Origin of the sequence: Desulfuribacillus alkaliarsenatis, from assembly GCF_001730225.1 — a bacterium.
Classification (GTDB): Bacteria; Bacillota; Bacilli; order Desulfuribacillales; family Desulfuribacillaceae; genus Desulfuribacillus; species Desulfuribacillus alkaliarsenatis.
On the sequence record NZ_MIJE01000003.1, the window covers coordinates 23,915 to 36,751 of the forward strand.

A 12,837-nucleotide genomic window follows, 5' to 3' on the forward strand; every position below is an offset into this window, starting at 1 on the left:
ATGGGGGTATATGATGAAAGGACTACTTGTACTTGAAAACGGAGATGTTTTTGAAGGCAATCTAATTGGAAATCTTAGCAATACGTACGGAGAGGTCGTCTTTAATACGGGTATGACTGGTTACCAGGAGGTACTTACTGACCCTTCGTATGCAGGTCAAATTGTAATTATGACCTACCCGCTAATTGGGAATTATGGGATAAATGTTGATGATCATGAATCGTATCGTTCCCATGTTGCAGGCTTTATCATTGGGGAAATGTGTCCTACACCGAGTAATTTCCGCAGTTCATTTACAATTGATGAGTATTTGAAGTCCCAAGGTGTTGTTGGCCTGTCTGATATTGATACTCGACAGTTAGTACGGATAATCCGTGAAAATGGCACTATGAAGGGTCATATTGTTCCAGAGGAGCAGGTGAAGAATCCTTATCAGGAGATAGTTGTTGATGACCTAGAGTTTCCAGATATATCGAAGGATTTAGTAGCCCGTGTATCGAGGAAAATACGCGCCACTTTTGATCCAGCTAATGTAAAGAAACCAACTCATCATATTGTAATTTATGACTTTGGATTCAAGCAAAATATGATTCGCTCCTTACATGTCATTGGCTGCAAAGTCACGATTGTTCCGTTCAACACCTCCCTTGACGAAGTAGCTAAATTAAATCCTGATGGTATTTTGTTCTCCAATGGACCAGGGGATCCAATGGATATTGTAGCAATAACGCCCGAGTTAAGGCGGGTGGCGGAAGCGTTCCCGACGATGGGAATCTGCTTTGGACATCAGATGCTAGCGTTAGCCTTTGGAGCTAAAACGAAAAAGATGCGCTACGGACATCGTGGTAGCAATCATCCAGTGAAAGATTTAAGAAACGGAAAGGTGTATATCACCTCACAAAACCATGGCTATATTGTTGAACCAGAGTCACTTAAAGGAACAGATATGGAAGTCACCCACATCAACGTAAACGACGGGACCGTTGAAGGAATCGAGCACAATTCTTTGCCGATATTCAGTGTGCAATACCATCCGGAAGCGTGTCCAGGACCTAAGGACTCCCTGTATTTCTTCGGTGAATTTATAAATATGATTAATACCCATAAAGAAAGGTGTGAAGCGGCTTGCCAAGAATAGAATCGATTAGAAAGGTACTTGTAATTGGATCAGGTCCGATAATCATCGGGCAAGCTGCGGAGTTCGACTATGCAGGCACGCAGGCCTGTAACGCATTAAAAGAAGAGGGCATTGAGGTTGTGCTTGTAAATAGCAACCCTGCAACAATTATGACGGATCAAGGAATTGCCGACAAGATTTATATCGAGCCTCTGACCGTTCGTTCGCTGAAACAAATTATTGCCCGTGAGCGTCCTGATGGTCTTTTACCTACACTAGGTGGGCAGACGGGTCTCAACCTTGCAGTGAAGCTCTCGGAAGCAGGAATATTAGATGAATACAACGTAAAGCTTTTAGGAACTTCCTTGGAAGCAATTCAAAAGGCCGAGGATAGAGACTTATTCCGTACGTTGATGCTAGAAATTGGACAGCCGATACCAGAAAGTGAAATAATAGATAATTTAGTAGAGGCGGAGCAGTTTGCAGCCCGTGTTGGATTCCCATTAATTATTCGCCCAGCGTATACATTAGGAGGCTCTGGTGGTGGTATTGTCGATGACCATGAACAGCTACGGGAGGTTGTCAGCCGTGGCTTATCGCAGAGTCCTATCGGCCAAGTTTTAATAGAAAAGAGTATCAAGGGCTGGAAGGAAATCGAGTACGAGGTTATGAGGGACTCGAACGACACCTGCATAACCATTTGTAATATGGAAAATCTTGATCCAGTTGGCGTGCATACAGGTGATAGTATCGTTATCGCACCTTCACAGACCCTAACAGACTGTGAATACCAGCTATTACGGACAGCTTCCTTAGACATTATTCGAGCCCTAAAAATTGAAGGTGGCTGTAATGTCCAGCTTGCCTTAAATCCTTTTAGCTTTGAATATTGTGTAATCGAAGTAAATCCTCGTGTAAGTCGCTCTAGTGCTCTAGCTTCTAAGGCGACAGGCTACCCAATAGCCAAAGTAGCTGCAAAAATTGCCATTGGCTTACACTTAGACGAAATTCTAAATCCTGTTACAGGATTAACATATGCTAGTTTTGAACCAGCATTAGATTATGTAGTAGTGAAAATACCGCGCTGGCCATTTGATAAATTTCCAGAGGCTAATCGTACGCTAGGTACACAGATGAAAGCAACAGGGGAAGTCATGTCGATTGCGCGCACAATTGAAGGGGCACTTTTAAAGGCTGTTCGTTCATTAGAGTTAAAGGTGCAAACCCTACGTCATCCAAAGTTTGCTGATTGGACCCTGGAACAGCTAACGGAAAAGCTCAGTCAAGAACCTGATGACCTACGCTTATTTGTACTAGCTGAAGCATTGCGAAAGGGAATGACTGTTAATAAGGTTCGCGCCCTGACAGAAATCGATCCATTTTTTACAGAGAAAATATTAAACATCGTACACTGGGAGGATGAGGTTAAAAAGTCGAAGCTAGATTTTGTCTCAGCTGAAAAAATGCGTACATGGAAGAAGGTTGGATTTTCCGATGCCTATATTGCAGATTTATTAAATGAAGGTATAAAGGCAAGGACGAGTACAGATGAAAGCATAAGCTTTAGCAACAAAAGCAAATACGAACAACGGTGGATTTCTGAACTTGATGTACGTCGTAAACGTAAACAACTTAAGGTTTTACCAGCTTATAAGTTAGTAGATACATGTGCTGCAGAATTTCCGGCGACAACACCGTACTACTACTCAACCTATACTGGAGAAGATGAAGTAGAGCAGACTGATAAGGAAAAAATCCTCGTCATCGGGTCAGGTCCAATTAGGATAGGTCAAGGGATTGAGTTCGACTACTGTTCGGTCCATGCAATTTGGGCTTTAAAAGAAGCAGGCTATGAAGCTGTTATCATCAATAACAATCCTGAAACAGTGAGTACCGATTTCAATGTCGCCGATCGTCTGTATTTTGAACCATTAACTTTAGAAGATGTATTAAATATTGCAGAGAAAGAACAAATTAAAGGCGCCTTCGTACAGTTTGGTGGTCAAACAGCGATTAATCTCGTCCATGGGCTTGTTGAGTATGGTATAGAAATTCTCGGAACTTCCGTAGAAGGTATTGACCTAGCTGAAGACCGTGATAAGTTCCGCAAGCTCCTAGACCGTCTTAATATACCGCAGACAATAGGTGCAATGGCAGAAAACGTGGAGGAAGCACTAAAGGTTGCTGCAGATATCGGCTACCCATTGATGGTGCGACCGTCATATGTTATCGGTGGGCGTGCAATGCAGGTGATTCATGAGCAATCAGAGCTAGAGCGCTACCTCGAAGAAGCAGTTGATGTTTCTCCAGGACGACCTGTACTGCTTGATCAATACTTACCAGGCAAGGAAGTGGAAGTTGATGCCGTAGCTGATGATGAAGTTGTACTAATTCCAGGAATTTTTGAACACATCGAGCGAGCAGGAGTACACTCAGGAGATAGTATGGCAGTCTATCCGCCGCAGAATGTAAGCCAGCAGGTACTAGACACATTAATACAGCATACGACAAATATTGCCCGGGAAATGAAAGTCCGTGGCCTAATTAATATCCAATACGTAGTCGTTGATGAGGTTGTCTACGTGCTTGAGGTAAACCCAAGAGCATCACGAACAGTACCAATTATAAGTAAGATTACTGATACACCACTTGTGCAAATGGCAACTAGGGTAGGACTAGGAGAGTCACTAAAAGCTATGGGCTATGAAAGCGGCTTAATTCCAAACCGTGATTTTGTCGCCGTGAAAGCACCAATATTCTCCTTTGAAAAGATGAGTAACGTAGACATTTCCCTAGGGCCTGAGATGAAATCCACTGGTGAGGTTTTAGGTATAGCCCGAAACTTTGTCGGAGGTCTTGGAAAAGTATTTGCCACAGGACATATTCGTGAAGCTGCAGAATCTCAGCAGCCAGGGCTATTATGCTCTATTACAAATCGTGAAAAAGAGGCTGGAATCGAGCTGATTAAGAAATTTGCTGCATTAGGCTTCAAACTCTATGCTACTCCGACAACGGCTAAGGCACTTGCAGAAGCTGGGCTGGAGGTGCAGGAAGTTCCTTGGCAGCATGTGCAAATACGGGAAATGTTCCGTCGAAAAGAAATTAATCTTGTATTAAACATCCCTACACTAGGAAAAGACCCAAATCGTCAAGGCTTTAAGCTAAGAAGGTTAGCTGTAGAATTTGGAGTTGGTTGTCTAACTGCCCTAGATACAGCAGAAGCACTATGCCAAAGTATTGAAGAGCAGGATAAATACTTGCCATTCACGCTGGAGGAATTTCTCGGTGGGGAGTTCTTGCAGCAGATTAAATAATGATGTATTGGTGACGTGCTTGGAACGGGTTCAACTCACTCACAAGGCTTGCGACTTTGATAGTACTAAGCTCGACTTCCGATAGCTTCAAACTCGACTTCGTCTCAGACAGGTGAAGCTTGCATCGGAAACCTTCACTAAGTACTATTAGCAAAGTCTCCAGCAAAGTTTGCTCCGTCGAACCCATCCCAAGCACTCGGTAACGCTAAGTTGATGAATATGCAATCATGTGTAACTGTTATGTTTATGTAGCTACAGAATAGTTGGCTCGGTGTCGATGAGCGAACTTTGGCGCAAGCATTTAGTAGTGCTAGGCGATGAGCTGGCAAGTTAAGCTCCACCTGTTTGAGCCGAACAGGCGAGTTTGGAGCTTTGCCAGCTTTGAGCCATAGCAATACTTAATGCTGGAGACTATAGTGAGCGAATTGATGCCGAGTCAACTATTCGCTGATATACTTACAATCAATCTTTTCTTTTAAATAAACGCAACACAAACTTTGAAACGAGGTGCATGAATTGAACATGAACATATTAAGCGCCCTAAAAGGTAAGGATTTTCTTAAACTAGCTGATTTTTCAACGGAAGAAATATTAGCGTTGTTAGAGCTTGCAGCTGATATGAAGGCAGGAAAGGGACCAGTCAAGCCACTTGCAGGCAAAACATTAGGTATGATTTTTCAAAAATCTTCAACAAGAACTAGGGTATCCTTCGAGGTGGGGATGCTGCAGCTTGGTGGTCATCCGTTGTTTTTAAGCAACAATGATCTTCAACTAGGTCGTGGCGAAACAATATACGATACAGCTAAGGTTTTATCAAGATATTTAGATGGAATTATGATTCGGGCCCATGGTCATGAGCAGGTTGAGGAACTGGCGGAACACGCAGATATCCCAGTGATTAATGGACTGACAGACTCATATCACCCATGCCAGATGATGGCCGATATGCTAACAATACAGGAGCATAAAGGTAAGCTCAAAGGTTTGAAAATAGCCTATATCGGTGATGGAAACAATGTAGCCCATTCGATACTAATCGGTAGTGCGAAGGTGGGTATGGACGTGGCGATTGCTTCGCCAGTTGGCTATGAGCCAGACGCAGATATTGTAGCTCAGGCTGAAGGATTTGCTAATGAGCAAGGTTCAACCGTAGTTATTACGAATGACCCAGTAGAAGCAGTTAAGGACGCAGATGTCATTTATACTGATGTGTGGGCGAGTATGGGCCAAGAAGCTGAGCAGGATGAGCGCGTACAGAAGTTTACAGGCTTCCAAGTAAACGAGGAATTGTGTAGCCACGCTAAATCTGACTTTATCTTCTTACATTGCCTACCAGCCCATCGAGGCGAAGAAGTATCAGCAGAAATTATTGACGGTAAGCATTCGGTAATCTTTGATGAGGCGGAAAATCGCATGCATGCCCAAAAGGCAATTTTAGTTGCTTGTATGGCAGACTAATATATTGCATAACGGGCGTAAAAAGTGTACGATATGTATCGTTACATATATACTAAAAATTACAGGTAATCCAAATATGAAAGGAAGTTCGTTATGGGTAAAGAAAAAATTATTTTAGCTTATTCTGGTGGTTTAGATACTTCAGTAGCTATTAAGTGGCTTCAAGAAAAGTACGATTATGATGTTGTAGCAGTTGCTTTGGATGTAGGAGAAGGTAAGAATTTAGATTTTGTTAAGGAAAAGGCGCTTACTATTGGCGCTGTTGAGTCTTATGTGCTTGATGCTCGTGAAGAGTTTGCTAACGAGTTTGCTTTACCAGCACTACAAGCAAATGCATTATACGAATCAAAATACCCATTATCAGCGGCACTATCCCGTCCGTTAATTTCCAAGAAGTTAGTAGAAATTGCTGAAAAAGAAGGAGCTACAGCGGTAGCACACGGTTGTACTGGAAAAGGAAACGACCAGGTTCGTTTTGACGTATCAGTAACAGCGTTAAATCCAGATTTGAAAATTATTGCACCAGTTCGTGAATGGGCAATGTCTCGTGATGAGCAGATTCAATACGCTCAAGAAAGAGGAATTCCAGTACCAATAACTAAAGAAAACCCTTACAGTATTGATGAAAATCTTTGGGGGCGTAGCTGTGAGTGTGGAGTGTTAGAGGATCCATGGGCAGAGGCACCAGAAGGAGCGTTTGACTGGACGAACCAAATCAGTGAAACTCCAGACGAAGCTGAATATATTGAGATTGATTTCGAAGCGGGCGTTCCAGTAGCTTTAAATGGCGAAAGATATCCTTTATATGAACTGATTGCTAAATTAAATGCAATTGCAGGCAAGCATGGTGTTGGTCGTATAGACCACGTTGAGAACCGCCTTATTGGTATCAAGTCAAGGGAAGTATACGAAGCTCCAGCAGCAATGGTATTAATCCAAGCCCACAAGGAGATTGAATTTTTAACATTGCCAAAGGAAGTAATTCAATTTAAGCCAATTATTGAGAAGCAATATACTCAATTAATTTATGACGGACTATGGTTCTCTGCATTAAGAGATGCATTAGACGGGTTCCTAAAAGAAAGCCAAAAAACCGTAACTGGAACAGCTCGCGTGAAGCTACACAAAGGATCATCATTTGTAGTAGGTAGAAAATCTGAGAAATCCCTATACAACCATGACCTAGCAACGTATAAGCCAGAGGATACATTTGACCATAATGCGGCAATTGGCTTTATAACGCTTTGGGGCCTACCAACAAAGGTATACGCAACAGTAAACAAAAAAGACAAGTAATGCAATATTATTAAGCTAACAAATCTAAGCACTATAAATACCGTAAGTTATATTACAAATATGGTTATGGTTAATAATATTTTCAAGTTAAAAATAGTTACTATTGAATTCCTATCTGCCCTTTTTTGGGTGGGTAGGTTTCATACTACTAAGTATATAAAGGGGTTAACATATTATGAAACTATGGGGTGGAAGATTTACAAAATCAACCCATAAGCTAGTTGACGAGTTCACAGCTTCTGTAATGTTTGATCAAAAGCTTGCCATGGAAGATATTGAAGGCAGTATTGCCCACGTTTCTATGCTTGGCAAACAAGGGATTATTCCAGCAGAAGATGCACAAACAATTAAAGAGGGCTTATTTATAATCCGCCAGCGTATTGAGAAGGGTGAGTTTGAGTTTTCTGTAGCTGATGAAGATGTACATATGAATATCGAAAAGGCACTGATTGAAGAGGTTGGGTCTGTAGGTGGCAAACTCCACACTGGACGTAGCCGTAATGATCAGGTTGCTACAGATATGCATTTGTACCTATGTAATCGTATGCGTGAGGTTATTGAGTTGCTTAAAGGCCTGCAGCAGGTTTTAGTGAATAAAGCGGAAGCTAATATTGATACTGTAATTCCAGGTTATACACACCTGCAGCGAGCGCAGCCAGTATTATTTGCCCATCATATGATGGCGTACTTTTGGATGTTCCAACGCGATGTTGAACGCTTCCAGGATGCACTAAAGCGTGCCGATATGCTACCACTAGGGGCAGGTGCAATGGCTGGGACAACCTTCCCGATTGACCGTGAATATGTGGCAGAGCAATTAGGTTTTTCAAAAATATACGAGAACAGTCTTGACGCTGTAAGTGATAGGGACTATATCCTTGAGTTTTTATCGGATTCGGCAATTACAATGATGCACATGTCGCGCTTTTGTGAAGAGCTTGTGCTATGGTCAAGTACAGAGTTTCAATTTATTGAACTAGATGATGCATTCTGTACGGGCAGTAGTATTATGCCACAGAAGAAAAATCCAGATGTAGCAGAGCTAGTGCGTGGCAAGACAGGCCGAGTTTATGGGCATTTAATGTCATTGTTAACTGTGATGAAATCCCTACCTTTAGCATATAACAAGGATTTACAAGAGGATAAAGAGGGTATGTTTGATGTTGTAGATACATTGAAGATGTCGCTAACGCTGTTTGCCCCGATGATTGAAACGATGAAGCTAAACGAAGATGTATTGAAGCGAACGGTTAACCAAGATTTTGCCAATGCGACTGATTTAGCAGATTATCTCGTTCGCAAGCAGTTACCATTCCGTGATGCCCATGAAGTAATAGGCAAGACTGTATTGTACTGCATTCAGAATCAGAAGTTTTTACCAGATTTAACAATGGAAGAGTATAAGCAGTTCTCAGACCTGTTTGAAGATGATGTATACGAAGTTATTAATCCAATAAACGTAGTGAACGCTAGAAATGTTCATGGAGGAACAGCGAAGCCACAGGTATTAGCAGCAATTGAAAAGGCGAAGGCACTGCTTTAACATAGGATTGAGCGCAGTTTCAATATAAAATTCAATATGATATTTTGAGAGGTTATTTATTAACTGGATGGTAGCAAAGCGTTATGCTAAATGGACCATTCGGTTTTTTTGTCGTTGTAGGCAGTGTTTTCTATAAGATTAGTTTTCTATAAGTTTAGTTTTCTGCAAAGCTAGTTTTCTGTAAGATTAGGTTTTATCGTGAATAATTACCTCAACTGTACCTTTCTCCAGACTAAACAACAACCCATGTACTAAAATTTCATTAGGAATAAACGGATTGTTTTTAATTAACGAGACAGCTTTCCGTATGTTGTCTGTAGGATTATGAAAAGATTCAACCCAGTTTGTCAAATCAGTGCGTATCGATTCAATTGAGTCTGCAGTAATGCCTCTTGCAAGCATTTTGTTAATCAAGCTATGTGGTGTTATTGAAGTCATACCGCAATCAGTGTGACCGATTATGATAATTTCTTTAACTGCTAACTCATAGATTGAAATAATTATACTTTTTATTGTCTCACCAAATTGATCTGATACGATATTACCAGCATTTTTTATAACTTTTGCCTGCCCACAACTAATTCCAATGGCTGATTCTAAATAGCCGATTAAGCGTGTGTCCATACATGTTATTATTGCTAATTGCTGATTAGGGTATTTAGAAGGCTTAACTGCTTCCTCGACAGGGTTAGCATTTATCTCAGATGTAAATTGTAAGTTGTGGTTTAAAATTTTTTTAATCAAAGGCATACAAACACCAACTTTTATAAATTGTAGAAATTATAAAACAACCAGTTCACGAACATATTGTTTGTTGATGTAAATTTTACTATCACATGACATTTAAAACAAGTAATAATGCATTAAGATTACCTGATTTTATCCGATAATAAGTATGTTATAGCAAGTGTAATTAAAATTCACAAATAACAATAGTTAAATATAGATTCTTGATAGAACGTTGGTGAACAAACATGGAAATTACAAGTCAAATAGCAGCTAACGGTAGAAATGCTCAGGATAACAGAGCGGAATTACGTCCAGGGCAAGTAGTATCAGTTAATGTGAAAGAACGCATTTCAGATAGGGAAGCAATCGTGTCCGTAAGAGGACAGGAGATTCGCGCAACCTTTGAAGGGAAAATGCCTCAAGGTGAGCGGATGTTAGTAGAAGTTCGCAGCAATGATGCACAAGGTGTAACGGTACGTGCAATGGATGATGCCAGTGTACGTGTTTCTGGTCGTGGTTCAGTTGATGCAGATATACAACAAATTGCCCGTCAGTTTGGCGAAAAATTATCGCCAGATTTACGCCAAGCACTGCGTATAGTCGTTGATTCAGGAACACCATTATCTAAAGAATTAGTGCAGCATGTGCGGGCTTTTTTAGATACACGTTTCGATGCGGGTTCGGGAAATCCTAGTCAGATAGAGGCAATGAATCGCCTAGATAATAAACTAGCGACACTTCAGGCGGCTGTTGGAAAAAATTTAAACATTAGCAATGTCCACCTACAGGCAATTCATGAAGCGCTTCATGGAAGCAACCTAGCAGATGCAGTTAAGAATTTAAGAAGTGAACTCGGGCAACTGCAGCGTGATGGCTATGTCAATCAAGAGCTACTTCAGAGCTTAACTTCTCTCAACACGAAGGATTTTCTGATTAGTGTTGTAACAAAAAAGATGGCCGAAGTCGGCAATGAATTCCGTGATCTTCGTAGAGATATCACAAAAAATATTAATAATGTTATTCGTACACTGGAGACAGGTGTAAGAGGTGCGGAACAAGCTGCTCAGCGTATGATAGAACCTACGATTCAAATGCTTGAACGGGCAATTTTAAAAAGCGATATGTTTCTTTTCACCGATATGAAAACTGAGAAGAAACTTATGAAGGCAACTGCTGACCTAGAAGCCGCGAGGGCACTACTAGCAAAGGGTGACCGTCAAGCTGCTCTAAAATTAGTCCAACAGGTACAGGACACCATAAGCAATTTAAAATGGAAGCCATCTGCAGATAGAGTGCAACGTTTCGTTATGGAGGGGCAACAACAGCTAGAACAACTTAAACAAATAGGAAACCGTCAGGCGGCTATTGGTGACCGTCAACTTACAGTTGCTCAACAGACGCTTTTATCTAATACAGCAGGCGCTAATCAATATGTCTTAGGTGTCGATAAAGACACAATGTCAGCTCGACAAGTCTTTGACTTCATGCGCTCATTAGGATTAAATCACGAGAGTGAAGCGGCTCAAAGGCTAGTAGCAGAGCTTTCTGGTAAAGGAACTAAAGGAAATTCTCAAGCAAACCAGCTTCCAAACACCTGGCCGACAGCGAGGAATATTGAATCAGCACAGGCTACGACAATGCAATTAACTAGGGAAGCACAAGAGTTACTACAACGCCCAGTAATTCGTGACGCTATCATCCAAGCACTAAATCAGCCAAGGCAAGGGATAGCAAGTGCACAAGCAAATATGCAAGCGCCGGCAGGAGCCCAGCAGCAGGTAGCAGCCCATAATATGACGGCAGCGCAAATACAAGTACAACTATTAAGCCAACTGGCATTATATAAAAGCACTGTAACTCCAGGAGGAGATTTACAGACATCATTACAAGAATTACAGCGAACAATCACTGGAGCAGGCCGACAAGAGATTCCCCAGGATGTAATGCAAAGGGTTTCGCAATTAGAGCAGAATGTAAGGCAGTTGGATCAGTTCAAGCAGCAGACGACCAACACTAATGTTGATCCAAGAATCCTAGCAGAGCGCAATCAACTGCAGCAAGCGGTTGGTAGACAGATGACGGAGCTGTTAAGTCTAGTGCAAAGGCAGGAATCACAGCAATCACAACAATCCCAGCAATTACAAGCTAATCCTGCCCAGAATACGGCTACTCAACAAACTCAACAGCAATCAACGCAGCAACAACCAGTGGCTAATTCGCAGCAATTTCTATCGAATATGCAGCAGATGTTAACAAAGATAAGTACGGCTACAAGACAGGGAACTGACGTACAGCCGTTATTACAAGAACTACACCGTTCAATTATCAATGCTGAACGACAAGGGATGCCGCAACAATTAATGCAAAAGCTCGAGCAACTAGAGCGAAATATACAACAAACTGATCAATTGCAGCGAACAGAGCAGGTGCTAAGGCATATTGACCCTAAACATAGAAGTCCGCAACTATTGCAACAATTATTAAACCACCTGCAGGGAGAAGCAGGACAGCAAAAAAACTTGAAAACAGCCGTTATGGAGCTTATAAAGCAAAACGTTGCTCAAAGAGCTTTAGGCCAGCAGAACGCCGAGCAAACCCTAGCCCAGCTAACGGGACAACAATTGCTTAGTAAAGGAGATTCACAGTCAAATAATCAATCGATGTTTTTCCAGCTACCAGTGGCTTTTCAGGAGCAAATTAATAATCTGAAAGTATTTATCAATGGAAAAGGCAAACGAGAAAAAATTGATTGGGAGAATTGCAGTTTATACTTTTTACTAGAAACAAAAAAACTAGGGGAAATCGGTATTCAAATCTCGGCCACTAATCGAAATCTATCAGTCACAGTCAAAAACGATACCCCAGGTTTACAAAGATTTTTTGACCCATTAATAGAACGCTTTAAAGAACAGCTAGACGAGGTGGGTTACCATATAATGGGTGTTAAATTTTCAAAGCTTACAGAAGAAAAGGAAAAGCAGGCAAACCCTAGTAAGACAGGGGATGAAAACGGCAAGCAAGTAGACAGTGGAACATATAAACAGAAAGGATTTGACCTTAAGATATGATTCAAAAGCATTTTAACCAAAAGCGGAAAAAAGAACTTGAAGGTCCGTCGGCTGCCGCTCTACGTTTTAAAGAAGGTGAAGATGATAAGCCAGTAGTCGTTGCCCATGGGAAAGGGGCAGTGGCCCAGCGCATTTTAGATTTAGCGAAAGATAATGAAGTGCCAATGCAAGAAAATCCTTCTCTCGTACTAGATTTGATAGATATGGATTTAGGGTCTAACGTCCCACCGCAGCTTTACCACGTTATAGCGGAAGTACTAATTATGCTAGAGGAAATAGAAAACTCCTAAGTAAAATGAAAAACTAGTAAAC

General features: G+C 41.4%; 9 protein-coding genes. 7 read left to right on the forward strand and 2 right to left on the reverse strand.

Translation table 11 applies throughout. The features are described from left to right. Positions 1 to 13 precede the first annotated feature (13 nt). Together carA and carB are read left to right on the forward strand one after the other, a co-directional pair. Positions 14 to 1,138 (forward strand): glutamine-hydrolyzing carbamoyl-phosphate synthase small subunit, encoded by a 1,125-nt coding sequence (gene carA, locus BHF68_RS04360; RefSeq protein WP_069642444.1) that lies wholly within the window; start codon positions 14 to 16, stop codon positions 1,136 to 1,138. Next, complete coding sequence (gene carB / locus BHF68_RS04365) at positions 1,126 to 4,431, forward strand: carbamoyl-phosphate synthase (glutamine-hydrolyzing) large subunit (RefSeq protein WP_069642445.1); 3,306 nt, start codon at positions 1,126 to 1,128, stop codon at positions 4,429 to 4,431. Before carA ends, carB begins: the two co-directional genes overlap by 13 nt. Positions 4,432 to 4,568: 137 nt before the next feature. Here the strand turns inward: carB and BHF68_RS04370 are convergent, their stop codons facing one another. After that, the gene (locus tag BHF68_RS04370) at positions 4,569 to 4,760 is read right to left on the reverse strand and encodes a hypothetical protein (RefSeq protein ID WP_069642446.1); all 192 of its coding nucleotides are present in this window, start codon (positions 4,758 to 4,760) and stop codon (positions 4,569 to 4,571) included. A gap of 193 nt (positions 4,761 to 4,953) precedes the next feature. Between BHF68_RS04370 and argF the strand changes: the two genes are divergently transcribed. The 3 genes from argF to argH all read left to right on the forward strand — a co-directional run bounded on the left by argF (position 4,954) and on the right by argH (position 8,728). After that, positions 4,954 to 5,889, forward strand: a complete 936-nt coding sequence (gene argF / locus BHF68_RS04375) for an ornithine carbamoyltransferase (protein WP_069642447.1) — start codon at positions 4,954 to 4,956, stop codon at positions 5,887 to 5,889. Between the two features lie 93 nt (positions 5,890 to 5,982). Further along, entirely contained in the window at positions 5,983 to 7,185 is a 1,203-nt protein-coding gene (locus BHF68_RS04380) for an argininosuccinate synthase (RefSeq protein WP_069642448.1), read from the forward strand. A 172-nt stretch (positions 7,186 to 7,357) separates the two neighbouring features. Further along, positions 7,358 to 8,728 (forward strand): argininosuccinate lyase, encoded by a 1,371-nt coding sequence (argH, locus tag BHF68_RS04385; protein ID WP_069642449.1) that lies wholly within the window; start codon positions 7,358 to 7,360, stop codon positions 8,726 to 8,728. Positions 8,729 to 8,914: 186 nt separating this feature from the next. Here argH and BHF68_RS04390 read toward each other — a convergent pair whose 3' ends face one another. Then, positions 8,915 to 9,472, reverse strand: a complete 558-nt coding sequence (locus BHF68_RS04390; protein WP_176719874.1) for a beta-class carbonic anhydrase — start codon at positions 9,470 to 9,472, stop codon at positions 8,915 to 8,917. Between the two features lie 230 nt (positions 9,473 to 9,702). Here BHF68_RS04390 and BHF68_RS04395 point away from each other — a divergent pair, with 230 nt between their 5' ends. Together BHF68_RS04395 and BHF68_RS04400 are read left to right on the forward strand one after the other, a co-directional pair. Next, positions 9,703 to 12,525, forward strand: a complete 2,823-nt coding sequence (locus tag BHF68_RS04395; RefSeq protein ID WP_069642451.1) for a TP0910 N-terminal domain-containing protein — start codon at positions 9,703 to 9,705, stop codon at positions 12,523 to 12,525. Further along, a complete protein-coding gene (locus BHF68_RS04400) occupies positions 12,522 to 12,815 on the forward strand; it encodes an EscU/YscU/HrcU family type III secretion system export apparatus switch protein (protein ID WP_069642452.1) in 294 nt (97 codons plus the stop codon). Before BHF68_RS04395 ends, BHF68_RS04400 begins: the two co-directional genes overlap by 4 nt. Positions 12,816 to 12,837: the final 22 nt, after the last annotated feature.

Excerpts from the sequence above, each read along its gene's own strand:
- argF (WP_069642447.1), top strand. The coding sequence starts at position 4,954 with ATGAACATATTAAGCGCCCTAAAAGGTAAGGATTTTCTTAAACTAGCT.
- BHF68_RS04395 (WP_069642451.1), top strand. The coding sequence starts at position 9,703 with ATGGAAATTACAAGTCAAATAGCAGCTAACGGTAGAAATGCTCAGGAT.
- carA (WP_069642444.1), top strand. The coding sequence starts at position 14 with ATGAAAGGACTACTTGTACTTGAAAACGGAGATGTTTTTGAAGGCAAT.
- BHF68_RS04380 (WP_069642448.1), top strand. The coding sequence starts at position 5,983 with ATGGGTAAAGAAAAAATTATTTTAGCTTATTCTGGTGGTTTAGATACT.
- BHF68_RS04400 (WP_069642452.1), top strand. The coding sequence starts at position 12,522 with ATGATTCAAAAGCATTTTAACCAAAAGCGGAAAAAAGAACTTGAAGGT.